A 14,748-nucleotide genomic window follows, 5' to 3' on the forward strand; every position below is an offset into this window, starting at 1 on the left:
CGGGGGTGCTTGTGCTCTGCCCAGCATGCCGGGCAGAGCACAAGCACCGGTCACAACATGGTGCGGAGGCGTTCGCGGCGGGCGCGCAGCACGTCGACCGACGCGGAGGCCGACGGCGGCCCGGGCACCGACTGGCGCAGTTGCGTGTGCACCACCGCGTGCGGGGTCGACGTCTTCGCCGACACCCGGCTCACCAGCCGGTTGATCTCCCGGCGCAGCTCGGCGGCGTCCCGCCAGGACCGGCCGGCGTCGTCCTCCTCCGGGTGGTCCTCGACGATCATGAAGTTGTCGTCGTCGGCGAGCCGGCGGGCGGCCTCGACCCGCAGCCGCAGCTCGTCGTCCCGCTTGGCCAGCAGGGATGCGGTCTGCTCCGGCGTGAGCAGGCCGGGGATGCCGAGGAACTCCTCCTCCTCGGCCACCAGCGGTGCGACGGCCGCGCCGTCGCCGGTGTGCGCGGTCCCGCTGTGCAGCACGTGGGCGAAGCGGGCGTCGGCCTCGAGGGCCTCCCACTCCTTGGCGCCGCCCTCCTTCGGCTCCCGCGGCGGCAGGTCCAGCGCCTCCAGCTCCTCCTCCGGCTGGCTCCTGGGCGGCGGCATGACGTGGTTGCGCTGCTCCTCCATGGAGGCGGCCAGCGACAACAGCGGCCGGACGGCCGGCAGGAAGACCGTCGCCGTCTCGTGCGCCGCCCGGGAGCGGACGACGCGGCCGACGGCCTGCGCGAAGAACAGCGGCGTCCGGTAGGAGGTCATCCAGGCCAGGACGGCGGCCCGCGGGACGTCGACGCCCTCGGAGATCATGCGCACGCAGACCGCGATCCGTGCCGAGCCGGTGGCGAACCGCTCGATCTTCTTCGACGCCTTGGGGTCGTCGGAGAGGATCAGCTCCGGCGGCTTGCCGGTGATCCGCTTGGCGATGCGCGCGTAGGCGCGGGCGTCGTCCTGGTCACTGGCCAGGATCAGCCCGGCGGCGTCGGGCATGCCGTTCTCGCGCAGGTGGGTGATCCGGTCGTCCATCGCCGCGATCACGTGCGCCACCCACTGGCCCTTGGGGTCCAGCGCCGTTCGCCAGGCGGCCATCTCCACCGAGCGGGTGCCGGCCTCCGAGAGCGAGGCGGCGACCACCTCACCGGCGGAGTTCCGCCAGCGCGAGGTGCCGGTGTAGGCGGCGAAGACGACCGGGCGGACGACGTTGTCGGCCAGCGCCTCCTTGTAGCCGTAGGTGTAGTCGGCGCGGCTGACCAGCCCGACGCCGCCCTCGCCGTCGTCGCCCTCGAAGGTGTCCTCCTCGTAGCGGACGAAGGGGATGCGCTCGTCGGGCTTCGTGCGGAACGGCGTCCCGGTCAGACACAGCCGGCGCGCGGCGAAGCCGTAGGCCTCCTCGACCGCCTCACCCCAGGACAGACCGTCACCCGCGTGGTGCACCTCGTCGAGGATCACCAGCGTCTTGACCGCGGTGGCGCGCGCGGCGTGCAGCATCGGCTTGCCGGCGACCTGCGCGTAGGTGGTCACGTAACCCTGGGTGCCGGCGCGTACCGGGCCGACGGCGTTGGTGAGGTTGGGGTCGAGGACGATGCCCATCCGGTCGGCGGCCTCGGCCCACTGCAGCCGCAGGTGGTCGGTGGGGCAGACCACGATCACCCGGGCGACCTCGCGCCGGGAGAGCAGCCGGGCGGCCAGGGTGAGCGCGAACGTCGTCTTGCCGGCGCCCGGGGTCGCGGTGACCAGGAAGTCCTTGGGGGAGTGCTCCTCGTACTGCTCGAGCGCGGCCTGCTGCCAGGCCCGGAGCGGTCGGCTGGTGGTCTGCGGGCCGAAGGCCTCCGCTCGTGCTGCACTCCCCATGACGGGAGCCATTCTGCGGGGCGCCGGAGCAACACGCCCAACCGCCCGCGGTCGGGCGTGCCATGCCCGGGTCGGCTATGGGGACGTTCGGTCACGCTCGTGACCTGCGGTTTTCCTCAGCCCGGACGAATGCGTGTGGCAATTCCCACGTCCGTGCCGGACCGCCCCGTCACGCCCCGCCGGTCTCGCCGTCCCCACCCGGCACGCTCGTGCGCTGCTGACCGCAGCAAGCAGCGCACGAGCGTCGCGGGGACCGCTCAGTCGGCGGGCTCGTCGGTCCAGTCGGGGCCGTTGACCTCGCCCAGGCCGGCCAGGTCGGCGGCGTCGACGATCGTGTACGCGTAGCCCTGCTCGGCGAGGAAGCGCTGCCGGTGGGCGGCGTACTCGGCGTCGAGGGTGTCGCGGCTGACCACGGTGTAGAAGTGCGCCTGCCGGCCGTCGGCCTTGGGCCGCAGCACCCGGCCCAGCCGCTGCGCCTCCTCCTGGCGCGAGCCGAACGTCCCCGACACCTGGACGGCGACGGCCGCCTCCGGCAGGTCGATCGAGAAGTTCGCCACCTTCGACACCACCAGCGTGCGCAGCTCGCCCGAGCGGAAAAGGTCGAACAGCTTCTCCCGCTCGCGGTTGGTGGTCGAGCCCTGGATCACCGGGCAGTCGAGGGCGGTGCCCAGCTCCTCGAGCTGGTCGAGGTAGGCGCCGATGACCAGCTTCTGCTCCTCGGGGTGGCGGTCGAGGATCCGGCGGATCACCGGCATCTTCGACGTCGCGGTGGCCGCGATCCGGTAGCGCTCCTCGGGCTCGGCGACGGCGTAGGTCATCCGCTCGTCGTCGTCCAGGCTGACCCGGACCTCGATGCACTCGGCCGGGGCGATGTAGCCCTGCGACTCGATGTCCTTCCACGGCGCGTCGTAGCGCTTGGGCCCGATGAGGGAGAAGACGTCGTCCTCGCGGCCGTCCTCGCGCACCAGGGTGGCGGTGAGCCCGAGCCGGCGCCGGGACTGCAGGTCGGCGGTCAGCCGGAAGATCGGCGCCGGAAGCAGGTGCACCTCGTCGTAGACGATCAGGCCCCAGTCCTGCGCGTCGAACAGGTCCAGGTGCCGGTACTCGCCCTTCCGGCGGGTGGTCATCACCTGGTAGGTCGCGATGGTGACCGGGCGGATCTCCTTGCGCTCGCCGGAGTACTCGCCGATCTCCTCCTCGGTCAGCGAGGTCCGGGCGATCAGCTCGCGCTTCCACTGCCGGCCGGCGACGGTGTTGGTCACCAGGATCAGCGTGGTCGCCTTCGCCTCGGCCATCGCCGCCGCGCCGACCAGCGTCTTGCCCGCACCGCACGGCAGGACGACGACGCCGGAGCCGCCGGACCAGAAGCCCTCGACCGCCTCCTGCTGGTAGTCGCGCAGGTGCCAGCCGGTCTGGTCCAGCTCGATCGGGTGCGCCTGCCCGTCGACGTAGCCGGCGAGGTCCTCGGCCGGCCAGCCGATCTTCAGCAGCGCCTGCTTCAGCCGCCCGCGCTCCGAGGGGTGGACGACGACGGTGTCCTCGTCGATGCGCACCCCGAGCATCGGCGCGACCCGCTTGGAGCGGATGACCTCCTCCAGCACCGCCCGGTCGGACGTGGTGAGCACCAGGCCGTGCACCGGGTTGTTGGCCAGGCTGAGCCGGCCGAAGCGGTCCATCGTGTCGGCGACGTCGACCAGCAGCGCGTGCGGCACCGGGTAGCGGGAGTAGCGCACGAGGGCGTCGACCACCTGCTCGGCGTCGTGCCCGGCGGCGCGGGCGTTCCACAGCGCCAGCGGCGTCACCCGGTACGTGTGAACGTGCTCGGGGGAGCGCTCCAGCTCCGCGAACGGGGCGATCGCCGCCCGGCACTCGCGGGCCAGCGGGTGGTCGACCTCGAGCAGCAGGGTCTTGTCCGACTGGACGATCAGCGGGCCGTCTGACACGCGCAAGCCTCTCTGGGGCAGACCGGAAGGGGGAGGGCGCAGGGGAGCGCCGGATCACCCAAGGTAACGCCGCCCGCGGACAGGTCCTTCCGCCCGCGCCGCTACTGCAGCAGGGCGGCCATGCGTTCCCGCAGGGCGGTAGCGGCGGAGTACGGCCGCACCATCACCGTGAGCTCGGTGAGCACCCCGTCGGAGGCCCGCAGGATGTCCACGCCCTCCAGATCCCGCTCGCCCACCCGCGCGGTGAACCGCAGGACGTGTCCGTCGTCCCCGCCGTACGAGGCGGTGTATCGGAAGTCCTCGAACACCGTGGTGACCGCGCGCAGGATGGCGCGCAACGGCTCGCGCCCGACATAGGGCGGGTGCACCACGGGCGAGTGGAAGACGACGTCCTCGGCGAACAGCGCGACGGCGGCGTCGATCTCGCCGGCCTCGACGGCCGACCGGAAGGCGGAGAAGGGGTCGCTCACGCCGCCGGACCGTAGACCAGGTGCGCCACGCCGTTGCTCAGCCGGTCGACCTCCAGCAGGGATAGCGGAGTCTTCGGACCGACGTCCGGGAACAGTCGGATCCCCGACCCGACCGCCACGGGGTAGACGTACAGATGCAGCTCGTCGAGCAGCCCGTCGGCGACCAGCGACCGCACCAGCGTGGCACTGCCGCTCACGTACAGGTCCCCGGCCTCGTCCTTGAGCGCCCGCAGGCGGTCGACGTCGTAGCCGACCACTGTCGAGTTCCGCCAGACGCCCTCGGCGTCGGACAGCGTGGAGGACACCACGTACTTCGTGGTGTCGTTGAAGAAGGACGCGCCCGGGTCGTCCTCCACGGTCCGGGTCGACCAGGCCGGCGCGAACATCTCGAAGGTGCGGCGGCCGAGCAGGATGCCCTTCGACGAGCCGGTGAGTGCACCGATCGAGGCCGACAGGTCGTCGGGGAACCCGTAGTCGGCCGTCCACATCGGGACGTCGACCACCCCGTCGACGGTGGTGAACTCGTGCACCTTGATGGCTCCCACTGTGGGTGCTCCTCGCTTGCCGGAAACGGTGTCGTGGAGGAGACGATGCCCGACCGCGGTTCTCATCGGAGCCGTTCCGAGACCTCCGCTACCTTGCCCCGGTGGCCATCGGGATCGAGTCGCGGACGAACCGCGCACTCGTCGGGCCGGCGCGCGGCGAGTACGTCCGCGAGCTCACCTGCCGGCCGGTGGCGCCCGGCGTGCTCGGGTACGACGACGGCGAGGTGGTCGGCTGGGCGGCGGTCGCGCCGCGGTCGGAGCTGCCGTTCGAGCGCTCGACGAAGATCCCGCACGTCGACGACCTGCCCGTGTGGTCGATCTGGTGCGTCCGCGTGCGCCCGGGTCACCGTGGCCGGGGCATCGCGCACGAGCTGGTCCGGGGAGCGGCCGGCTACGCCGCCTCCAACGGCGCCCCGGCCGTGGAGGGCTACCCGGTCGACGACCAGGGCAGGAAGGTCGACCTGACCATGGCCTTCGTCGGTACCCGGAGCTTGTTCGAGAAGGCCGGGTTCACCAAGGCGGCCGACACCGACGCCGTCGCGGGCGGGTTCCCGCGGATCCTCATGCGCTTGGAGCCCCGAGGGCCCGTCATCCCAGCCCGTGACGGCGAGCTCATCCGGAACGATCCGGGTGGTCGCCCGTAGCACGAGCAGGGTGGCGGTGTCCGCCGGGAACCGGCCGAGCGACCGCTCCGCCTCGGCCGGGTCGTTGGGGGCGAGCAGCACGACCGGGTCGTCGGCCCAGTCCAGCCCGACGGCCGTGACGGCGCCGCGTTGCCGGCCAGCCGCGCACGGCGATCCTCGGCGTGGCCGGCCCGGCCGCGCTGACAGCCGTGGTGGCCCGCCGGCAGCTCGTCGTCTTCGTCGACGAGGGCGACCGAGGTGGTCCGGTGGACGGCGAAGCTGCGGCCCTCGCCGCGCCGCTCGTCGAACCCCTGCAGGAAGCCGCCGGCCAGCTCGTCCGGCGTCAGCGGGCGGCCGACGGCGAGCGCCTCGGAGCCGGTGCGCCGTCTCGCGGCTCGCGGCCGAGCTCCACGTCGGCCACCACGGAGAGGGTGGGCGAACGAGCGTCCCGGCCTCGGACGGTCAGCCGCATGCCGGGCAGTCCACGAGCAGGTCGGTGCGGTCGGAAGACGAGGCGGGCTGCTGTGCGAGGCTGCTTCGCGATGGACGCATGACCGGCTGGCAGATGGTGGCGGTGGCGGCGGCCGGGTTCGCCGCCGGCGGGATCAACGCCGTCGTCGGCTCGGGCACCCTGGTCACCTTCCCGGTGCTGCTGGCCGTGGGCCTGCCGCCGGTGACCGCGACCGTCAGCAACTCGCTCGGCCTCGTGCCGGGCAACCTGACCGGGGCGATCGGCTACCGCCGCGAGCTCCGCGGGCAGCGGCGCCTGCTGGTCCGGCTCCTGCCCGCGTCGGTGCTCGGGGCGCTGACCGGCGCGTTCCTCCTCCTGCACCTCCCGGCGTCGGCCTTCGAGGCGATCGTGCCGGTGCTCGTCGGCCTGGCGGTGGTGCTGGTCGCCGTCCAGCCGGCGGTGCAGCGGGCGCTGGCGCGGCGCCGGGGGGCCGGCGACGACGGCGGCGAGCCCAGGATCGGTCCCGGCCGGCTGGCCGCCCTGCTGGCCGGGGCCTACGCGACCGGCACGTACGGCGGCTACTTCGCCGCCAGCCAGGGCGTGCTGCAGATCGGCATCTTCGGCCTGCTCCTGCGGGAGTCCCTGCAGCGGCTCAACGCCGTGAAGAACGTGCTGACCACCGCGGTGAACGCGGTCGCCGCCGCCGCGTACGTGCTGGTGGCGACCGACCGCGTGGACTGGCAGGCGGCCGCGCTGGTCGCGGGCGGCGCGATCCTGGGCGGCTACACCGGCGCCCGGTTCGGCCGGCGCCTGCCGCCCGCGGTCCTCCGCTCGGCGATCGTGGTCCTCGGGCTGGTCGCCCTGGCGGTGCTGCTGACCCGATGAGGCGCTGGTCAGAGATCGGCCGAGGTCGCCGAGGGAGCGTGTGATGGCGTCGGGAGTCGAACCGGTCGTGCGGGACGCCGAGGACGACGACGTCGCGGCCATCTGCCGGTTCGGCGAGGCGCACGTCGGGCCGCACTACGCGCCGCTGATCGGCGCGGCGGCCGCGGAGGCACAGGTCCGCACCTGGTGGAACGAGGACCACGTCGGCGCGGCGGTGGCCGAAGGCCTGGTGGTGGTCGCCGAGGTCGACGGGCAGGTGGTCGGCGTGGGACAGCGCGGCCACTACGGGCCCGACCACGTGGTCTGGAAGCTCTACCTCCACCCGCGGCACCGCGGCCGACGACTGGGCCCGCGACTGCTCGATGCCCTCATCGGCCAGCTCCCCGCGGACGTCGATCGGCTCTACGTCGAGCACTTCGCCGCCAACGAACGCGCGGGCGCGTTCTACGAGCGCGAGGGCTTCCCCGTGGAGCGCATCGAACCGAGCCCGACGGGCGACCCCGCGCTCGGCGTGGTGTGGCGGGTCCGCCGCCTGGATCCGTAGCGGAGTTCAGGCGTCCTCGTCCACCAGGGCCACCGAGGTGATCCGGTGGACGGCGAAGGTGCGGGCCTCGCCGCGCCGCTCGTCGAACCCCTGCAGGAAGCCGCCGGCCAGCGACACCGGCCGGATCACCCGCTGGCTGCCGCTGCCCTGCGCGTCGACGTAGCCCAGCCACACCGGCCGGCCCTCGCGGACGGCCCGGGAGAGCAGTTCGAGGGTGCCGGCCGTGGTCACGCCGGGCACCTGCCGCACCGCCTCGCTGCGCCGGGCCGACAGGGCGGCGTCGCCGGCCCGGATCTCCCGCACGGTGGTGGCCAGTTCGTCCGGCGTCAGCGGGCGGCCGACGGCGAGCGCCTCCGTGCCGGTGCGCCGGCCCGCCGCGCGCGGCCGGCCCGGGGGCCGGGTCAGGACGGCGCCACCCGGGGACTCCCCGGCCGGCGCGTAGCCCGCCTCGCGCAGCACCGTCAGCACCTCGTCGGCGCCGAGCGGGCTGATCAGCACCCCCGGCGCGAGGCGGCGCAGCTCGGCCGCCGCCGTCCGCCGGTCGTTGAGCACCTGCGACAGCAGCCCCGTGTCGTCGGAGCGCACGTAGCACTCGATCGCGCCCACCCGCAGCCGGCCGTGCTGGCGGGCGACGTCGTCGATGAGGTAGTCCAGAGACTGCGGCACCGGCGTCCGCGAGGCGCGGGCGAAGAACTCGTGCAGGTCGCCGGCCGACCACCCGGCGTCCAGCGCCCGGCGCACGCTCGACTCCGAGACCCGGAACACCGTCGCGCCGCCGGAGGACTCCACGTCGGCGACCACGGAGAGGGTGTCGGCGAGGTCGGCCACCAGCGGCCCGGGCGCGACCAGGGACAGGTCCGGCTGGGCCAGCACGTGGTCGACCGGGTCGGGCAGCCGGCCGCGCATGCCGTCGGCCGCGCCGTCCTCCCCGTCGCTGAGCAGCCCGCGGCCGGCGGTGGAGAGCACGCCGCCCACGACGACGCCCAGCCGGGCCGCCTCGGTGAGCATGTCGGGCACCGGGGCCAGCCGGTCGCCGCGCCGCGGGGTCCGCCAGCGCAGCAGCTCCACCAGGTCCTCCGGCGCCAGCCCCGACCCGGGCGGGTACTCGGCCAGGACGGCCAGGGTCGGACGGCGGATCGCGGGGGCGGTGTGCCGCACCAGGTCGGGGGAGAGCGCGTTGACCGCCTTGCCGGCCATGTCCCGCTGCCCGACCAGCGACGGCAGCCGGATGCTGGTCAGCCAGCCGGCGGCCAGTGCCGCCCAGCGGGCCGGCAGGTCCAGCTCACGCCACAGGTCGTAGCCGCGGGTGGGCAGCCACTCGTCGCGGTGCGGTCCGCCGACGTCGAGCAGCCCGGCGACGTGCGCCAGCTCCAGCAGCCAGCCCGCGTCGGGCTCGCTGACCTTCAGCGTCCGGGCCAGCCGCTTCTGGTCGCGGACCCCGAGCCCGCCGCTGCGCAGCAGCCCGGCCGGCTCCTCCTCGAGGGCGGTGAGCAGCTCACCGATGCGGCCGATCGTCTCCAGGGCCGCACCGGCGGCCGACCGGTCGACCACCGCGGGGTCGCGGGTGACGACGGCCGGCTCCGGGCGCAGCCGCGGCGGTCCGTACGGCCGCGGGCCGCGCAGGGCCAGGCCGATCTCCCGCGGCAGCTCGACGTTGAGGGCGTCGATGCGGGCCAGCAGCCCGCGCTGCAGCAGCCGCCGGGCCGGGGTCGCCTGCCCGTTGCCGGGGCTGTCCGGCAGGTGGCCGACCGGGCGGTCGCCGGCCAGCCGCTCGAGCACCGCCCGCTCGTCGGCCGGCAGCTCGCCGAGCGCCTTCGGCAGGTCCGCGGGCAGCACCAGGCGCATCTCGGTCGCGGGCCGGCCCAGCCCGGCCGGGTAGCGGACGGCGCGGCGCACCGGCTCGGGTGCCCGCAGGACGTCGTCCCCCCAGAGCAGCGCGCCGTCGGTCAGTCGCGTCACCGCCGCCTCGAGGACGTCGTCGGGCACCTCCGGCAGCCGGGCCGGCAGCTCGTCGGCGGGCACGCCGTCGGTGGGCGCCAGCAGGACGACGTCGAGCACCTGCAGCGTGGCGGCGTCCAGCTCGTCGAGCGCGCGGTCGACCGACACGGGGACGGCGAGGCGGCTGGCCAGCGCCACGACGTCGCTCGGCGCGGGGCGGGCCACGTCGGGCCGTGCGGCCAGCAGCGCCGAGAGCTGCTCGTCGCTGCGGGTGCGCAGCCAGGCGGCGAGCGTGGCGGGGCCGTCGGCGGACATCCGGTCCACGCTACGTCGTCGTCCCCCGCGCCGCCCCGGGCCGCCCGGACGTGCGCCAGCATGGAGGGGTGCGATCGGCCGCGGAGGACCCGCAGACCGCGTCGGCGCTGGCCGCCCACCAGGCCGGCGCCCTGCGGTGGCTGGGCGGCGGCGTCATGGCCGTCGTCCTCGGCGTCGTGCTCGGCACCGCGACCGTCGCCGTCGCGCACAACACCGGCCGCAGCTACTCGATCCTCGGGTTCGCCGTTCTCGCGCTCGTCCTGTTCGGGATCGCGGCGATGATCGCCGGGACCGGCGCGCTGGTGCGCACCACCCGCTGGCGGCGGGCGCTGACCGGCACGACCTGGCGGACCGGCCGGCTGCGCATCGCCGGTCCGGCGATCGTCGCCTTCGAGCCCGAGGGCTACGACGAGCTCGACCCGGACGACGAACAGGTCCGGCTGCGGCTGCTGAGCACCGCGATCTGGCGGACCCGCGCGATCCAGCGGCTCGACGGCGCGGAGATCCTCGCCGCGCCGGTGGGCCGCACCCAGTGGGTGCTCACCGCCGACGGACTGGGCACGCTGGTCGGCGCCCGGACGGTTCCGCGCCGAAGGTGACACCCACGTTGCAGGGGACTACCGGTCCTCCTGCAGTTGTGGTGCGCTGCGCGGGAAGATGGTGTCCGAGCGCGCACCGGCTCGGTGCGCCGGACACACGGAGGCGACATGGCGAAGAAGGCGAAGAACCCGCACCTGGTCGAGCCCACCTGGGGCCGCAACGAGGCCGGCGGGCCGCCGGTCAGCGAGTTCACCGCGGAGCCGGCGGGGCCGCTGTCCCCGTTCGGCGAGGACCACGCCTTTCCGATCCCGGTCGACCGGCTTCGCTACGCGCACCCGACCGACAAGCCCAACCGCGCCGGACTGATGGCAGGGGAGTAACCATGACCGCACCCGCGTTGCCGTCCTACTCGAGCGGGACCTCCACGGTTCCCCTGCTCGGGGACACGATCGGGGCCAACCTGGACCGGACGGCAGCGCGGGTGGGGGACCACGAGGCGCTGGTCGAGTGCGCCACCGGGCGGCGCTGGACGTATCCGCAGCTGATCGACGAGGTCGACGCCTGTGCCCTCGGCCTGGACGCCCTCGGCGTGCACAAGGGTGACCGGGTGGGCATCTGGGCGCCCAACTGCGCGGAGTGGGCGTTCGTGCAGTACGGCACGGCCAAGCTCGGCGCGATCCTGGTCAACATCAACCCGGCCTACCGCACGCACGAGCTGGCCTACGTGCTCAAGCAGGCGGGCATCTCGGTGCTGGTCAGCGCGCCGTCGTTCAAAACCAGCAACTACCGCGCGATGGTGGCCGAGGTCCGCGGCGACTGCCCGGAGCTGCGCGAGGTGCTCTTCATCGGCGACCCCGAGTGGGAACGGATGATGGCCCTCGGCCGCACCGGCGACCGTGGGCTGCTGGTCAAGCGCGAGACGCAACTGTCGGCCGACGACCCGATCAACATCCAGTACACCTCGGGGACGACGGGCTTCCCGAAGGGCGCCACGCTCACGCACCACAACCTGCTCAACAACGGCTTCTTCGTGGGTGAGGGCTGCGGCTACACCGAGGCCGACCGGGTCTGCATCCCGGTGCCCTACTACCACTGCTTCGGCATGGGCATGGGCAACCTCGCGTGCACCTCGCACGGGGCCACCGCGGTCATCCCGGCGCCCGGCTTCGACCCGGCCGCGACCCTGCAGGCGGTGCAGGACGAGCGGTGCACCTCGCTGTACGGCGTCCCCACGATGTTCATCGCCGAGCTGGGCCTGCCCACCTTCGGCGACTACGACCTCTCGTCGCTGCGGACCGGGATCATGGCCGGCTCGCCGTGCCCGGTGGAGGTGATGAAGCGGGTGGTCGCCGAGATGCACATGGAGGAGGTGACCATCTGCTACGGGATGACCGAGACGTCGCCGGTCTCCACGCAGACCGGGGCGGACGACGACCTCGACCGGCGCACCTCGACCGTCGGGCGGGTGCACCCGCACCTGGAGGTGAAGGTCGTCGACCCGGAGACCGGGCTGACCGTCCCGCGCGGGGAGACCGGCGAGTTCTGCACCCGCGGCTACTCGGTGATGCTCGGCTACTGGAACGAGCCCGAGAAGACCGCCGAGGTCATCGACCGGGCGCGCTGGATGCACACCGGCGACCTCGCGGTCATGGACGCCGAGGGCTACCTGAACATCGTCGGCCGGATCAAGGACATGGTCATCCGCGGCGGGGAGAACGTGTACCCGCGGGAGATCGAGGAGTTCCTCTACACCCACCCCGACATCGTCGACGCGCAGGTCATCGGCGTCCCCGACGAGCGCTTCGGCGAGGAGCTCATGGCCTGGGTGCGGCTGCGGCCGGGCGCCGAGCCGCTCACCGCCGAGAGCCTGCGCGAGTTCTGCACCGGCAAGCTGGCCCACTACAAGATCCCGCGGTACGTCAAGATCGTCGACGAGTTCCCGATGACGGTCACCGGCAAGATCCGCAAGGTCGAGATGCGCCAGGTGTCGGTGGACGAGCTGGGCCTGCAGTCCGCCGCCGCCGTCCGGAACGCCTGAAGGGCGCTTTATCGCGATGAAGCACGCGTGCTTCATCGCGATGAAGCGCGTCAGGACCGGGTCGTGGCCCTCGGGGCGGGGGACAGGCGCACGATCAGCTTCGAGACCAGGCTGCCGAGGACGACGTAGATCAGCGCGGCCAGCGCGGCGTTGATCGCCTCGCCGATCTTCGGGGTGTCCGTCGAGAACAGGCCGAGGGTGAACCAGCCGAGGTTCTCCCGCCAGGACCGCGTGAACTCCACCAGCGGGTTGCCCGGGTTCGCCTCGAACAGCACGAAGACCGCGTAGACGAGGATCACCGCGCCGACGATCGCGCCGACGAGGCGGACCGCGGCGGCTGCCAGGCTGAACCATCGCGCCATGCGGGTCATGATCTCCCGGGGCGCGCGTCGGCGCAGCTCAGGAGGCCGCCGCGGGGACGACGAGGGCGCGGTGGTCCGACAGCGGCAGGCGCAGGGCGGTGGCGGGGCCGGTGGCCCGCAGCCGTCCGCGGACGAGCACGTGGTCGAGCTGCCGGCGCGGTTCGTCGAGCGGGAAGGTGTCCGCAGCCGCGATCGATCGCAGGCCGCTGATCCGGGTCGCCTGCCGTGGCTCCATGTTGAGGTCGCCCATCACCACGAGCGGCTCGATCGTGCCGGCGAGGGAGCGCACCAGCCGGCGCAGCTGCAGCGCGTTCCAGGCCGGCATGAACGACAGGTGGGTGTTGGCCACGGTGAACTGCCCGTCGGGGCCCTCCAGCACCGCGGCCACCGCCACCCGGGGCTCGTCGCTGACGATGATCGGCCGCCGTCGTCCCTTGAACCACATCGGCACGCGCGCCCGCAGCGCCGGCAGCCGCACCACCCGCCAGGACACCACCGGGAGGCGGGACAGCAGCGCGATGCCGTAGCTGGCCGAGCCGGGCTGCTCGTCGCCGGTCGCGGCCATCCAGGTGCCGCCCGGCGTCCCGGACAGCGCCGCGACGAACTGCGAGTCGACGGCGCCCATCGCCTCGGCGGCCACCGCGGTGAGGTCGGCGTTCATGGAGCGCGGCTGGTCGCGGTCGACCTCCTGCAGCCCGAGGACGTCGGCGTCGATCTGCTTGACCGCGTCGGCGAGCCGGTCGCAGTCGACCAGCCCGTCGTCCAGCGAGCGCCCGTGCAGGATGTTGAAGGTCGCGATGCGCACGTCGCCTCCTGTGCCCCGACCGGACGCGATCTACCGCCCGAGGTTCGTCCGCCGAGCCGCCGGGGGTAGCAGGTGTTCGTGGAGCCATCGGAGCGGGACGAGATCCGCGACCTTCTCAAGCGAACGGCCGTCGCGCTCAAGCAGGAAGGAGTGCCCTTCGCCCTGTGCGGTGGCTACGCGGCCTGGGTCCGCGGTGCGCCCGAACCCGACCACGACGCCGACTTCCTGGTGGCCGAGGAGGACGCGGAGCGGGCCACGAAGGCGCTGGGCGACGCGGGGCTGAACGTCGTCCCCCCGGCCGAGGACTGGCTCACCAAGGTCGTCGGCGAGCGGTCCTTCGTCGACGTCATCTGGCGGACCTGCGGCCACCCGGTCGAGAACGAGCTCATCGACCGCGCCGAGACGTTGTCGGTGCTGTCGGTGCAGATGCCGGTGCTCGAGGCGACGGACATCGTCGTCACCAAGCTGCTCGCCCTCGAGGAGCACTACTGCGACTTCGGCCGGATCATCCCGGTCGCCCGCGCCATGCGGGAGCAGGTGGACTGGGAGCGGGTGCGCCGCGAGGTGGCCGGGAACGACTTCGCCGCGGTCTTCCTGATCCTCATCGAGCGGCTGGGCGTCATCGAGCCGGCCGCCACCGGCTGCTGAGGGTTCCCCGCCGATCCCGGGGGCGCCTCCGGAAGTCCTCGACGCCGGCTCTTGCGGTGTTCTGCACCCTTCTGCCGCGATGCCTGACCGCAGGAGCGTGCGAGGCGCCGCAAGACCTCTCGGTCCGCAGCGGCGGGATGCGATCCCCCGCACTCGTCCGCCGCTCCCGGGGTCGAGTTCGCCCTCCGGGGGTCCTGCAGGACCCCCGGGACGCGAGTTCGGCCCCTGGAGCCGCGTCCCCACACCGCAGGACTCGTCGGCGCCGAACTCACCGCGGGGTGAGGTCGGCGGGCGCTGGTTCGGTCCGGGCGGCGGGGGCGGCGACTAACCTGTGAGCGAGCGGCCGGCGCGCCGCGCCGTCCTCCGGCCGAGCGCCGGACCGCCCCGAGAACTGAGGGATCCAACGTGCCCACCGGCAGAGTCAAGTGGTTCAACCCGGAGAAGGGGTTCGGCTTCCTGTCCCGCGAGGACGGTCCGGACGTCTTCGTGCACAAGGACGCCCTGCCCGCGGGCACCACCGAGCTCAAGCCCGGCCAGCGGGTCGAGTTCGGCATCGTCGCCGGGCGGCGGGGCGACCAGGCGCTGCAGGTGCGGGTGCTCGACCCGCTGCCGTCGGTCGCGGCCACGCACGCGGCGGCGTCCCGCAAGAAGCCCGACGAGCTCGTCCCGATCATCGAGGACCTGATCAAGCTGCTCGACGACGTCTCGAACAGCCTGCGCCGGGGCCGGCACCCCGACCGCGCCGAGTCGCGCAAGGTCGCCGCGGTGCTCCGGGCGGTCGCCACCGACCTGGAGAACTGACG

Annotated in this window: 15 protein-coding genes; 8 read left to right on the forward strand and 7 right to left on the reverse strand. The window is 73.7% G+C overall.

Translation table 11 applies throughout. The annotated features are described in order from the left end of the window. Positions 1–50: 50 nt before the first annotated feature. From AB3388_RS02600 to AB3388_RS02615, 4 genes are all read right to left on the reverse strand, one after another. Positions 51–1,838 carry a DEAD/DEAH box helicase gene (locus AB3388_RS02600; protein ID WP_495409192.1) on the reverse strand — a complete coding sequence of 596 codons (1,788 nt, stop codon included), beginning with the start codon at positions 1,836–1,838 and terminating at the stop codon, positions 51–53. A gap of 257 nt (positions 1,839–2,095) precedes the next feature. After that, positions 2,096–3,781 carry a DNA repair helicase XPB gene (locus tag AB3388_RS02605; protein ID WP_495409193.1) on the reverse strand — a complete coding sequence of 562 codons (1,686 nt, stop codon included), beginning with the start codon at positions 3,779–3,781 and terminating at the stop codon, positions 2,096–2,098. A gap of 101 nt (positions 3,782–3,882) precedes the next feature. Beyond that, entirely contained in the window at positions 3,883–4,251 is a 369-nt protein-coding gene (locus AB3388_RS02610; protein WP_495409194.1) for a nuclear transport factor 2 family protein, read from the reverse strand. After that, the gene (locus AB3388_RS02615; RefSeq protein ID WP_495409195.1) at positions 4,248–4,796 is read right to left on the reverse strand and encodes a dihydrofolate reductase family protein; all 549 of its coding nucleotides are present in this window, start codon (positions 4,794–4,796) and stop codon (positions 4,248–4,250) included. The genes AB3388_RS02610 and AB3388_RS02615 overlap by 4 nt, the downstream gene beginning before the upstream one ends. A 101-nt stretch (positions 4,797–4,897) precedes the next feature. On the opposite strand from AB3388_RS02615, the gene AB3388_RS02620 reads away from it, so the two are divergent. The 3 genes from AB3388_RS02620 to AB3388_RS02630 all read left to right on the forward strand — a co-directional run bounded on the left by AB3388_RS02620 (position 4,898) and on the right by AB3388_RS02630 (position 7,299). Continuing rightward, complete coding sequence (locus AB3388_RS02620) at positions 4,898–5,440, forward strand: GNAT family N-acetyltransferase (RefSeq protein ID WP_495409196.1); 543 nt, start codon at positions 4,898–4,900, stop codon at positions 5,438–5,440. 529 nt (positions 5,441–5,969) lie between these two features. Next, complete coding sequence (locus tag AB3388_RS02625; RefSeq protein ID WP_495409197.1) at positions 5,970–6,755, forward strand: sulfite exporter TauE/SafE family protein; 786 nt, start codon at positions 5,970–5,972, stop codon at positions 6,753–6,755. Between the two features lie 43 nt (positions 6,756–6,798). Then, positions 6,799–7,299 (forward strand): GNAT family N-acetyltransferase, encoded by a 501-nt coding sequence (locus tag AB3388_RS02630; RefSeq protein ID WP_495409198.1) that lies wholly within the window; start codon positions 6,799–6,801, stop codon positions 7,297–7,299. A gap of 6 nt (positions 7,300–7,305) precedes the next feature. Here AB3388_RS02630 and AB3388_RS02635 read toward each other — a convergent pair whose 3' ends face one another. Then, positions 7,306–9,552 carry a helicase C-terminal domain-containing protein gene (locus tag AB3388_RS02635; protein ID WP_495409199.1) on the reverse strand — a complete coding sequence of 749 codons (2,247 nt, stop codon included), beginning with the start codon at positions 9,550–9,552 and terminating at the stop codon, positions 7,306–7,308. A gap of 68 nt (positions 9,553–9,620) precedes the next feature. On the opposite strand from AB3388_RS02635, the gene AB3388_RS02640 reads away from it, so the two are divergent. The 3 genes from AB3388_RS02640 (at position 9,621) to AB3388_RS02650 (ending at position 12,130) form a co-directional block, all read left to right on the forward strand. Then, complete coding sequence (locus tag AB3388_RS02640) at positions 9,621–10,151, forward strand: hypothetical protein (RefSeq protein WP_495409200.1); 531 nt, start codon at positions 9,621–9,623, stop codon at positions 10,149–10,151. A gap of 108 nt (positions 10,152–10,259) precedes the next feature. Then, on the forward strand, positions 10,260–10,472 hold the full coding sequence (locus tag AB3388_RS02645) for a hypothetical protein (protein WP_495409201.1): 213 nt from the start codon (positions 10,260–10,262) through the stop codon (positions 10,470–10,472). Between the two features lie 2 nt (positions 10,473–10,474). Beyond that, positions 10,475–12,130 (forward strand): AMP-binding protein, encoded by a 1,656-nt coding sequence (locus tag AB3388_RS02650; protein ID WP_495409202.1) that lies wholly within the window; start codon positions 10,475–10,477, stop codon positions 12,128–12,130. 50 nt (positions 12,131–12,180) lie between these two features. Here the strand turns inward: AB3388_RS02650 and AB3388_RS02655 are convergent, their stop codons facing one another. After that, entirely contained in the window at positions 12,181–12,492 is a 312-nt protein-coding gene (locus tag AB3388_RS02655) for a hypothetical protein (RefSeq protein WP_495409203.1), read from the reverse strand. A 37-nt stretch (positions 12,493–12,529) separates the two neighbouring features. Continuing rightward, complete coding sequence (locus AB3388_RS02660; RefSeq protein ID WP_495409204.1) at positions 12,530–13,297, reverse strand: endonuclease/exonuclease/phosphatase family protein; 768 nt, start codon at positions 13,295–13,297, stop codon at positions 12,530–12,532. A gap of 78 nt (positions 13,298–13,375) precedes the next feature. Between AB3388_RS02660 and AB3388_RS02665 the strand changes: the two genes are divergently transcribed. Together AB3388_RS02665 and AB3388_RS02670 are read left to right on the forward strand one after the other, a co-directional pair. After that, positions 13,376–13,945 carry a nucleotidyltransferase family protein gene (locus AB3388_RS02665; protein WP_495409205.1) on the forward strand — a complete coding sequence of 190 codons (570 nt, stop codon included), beginning with the start codon at positions 13,376–13,378 and terminating at the stop codon, positions 13,943–13,945. Positions 13,946–14,350: 405 nt separating this feature from the next. Then, complete coding sequence (locus AB3388_RS02670; protein WP_495409206.1) at positions 14,351–14,746, forward strand: cold-shock protein; 396 nt, start codon at positions 14,351–14,353, stop codon at positions 14,744–14,746. The last annotated feature ends 2 nt before the right edge of the window (positions 14,747–14,748 follow it).

The sequence above is a fragment of the Geodermatophilus sp. SMS 5-13 genome, assembly GCF_059428245.1.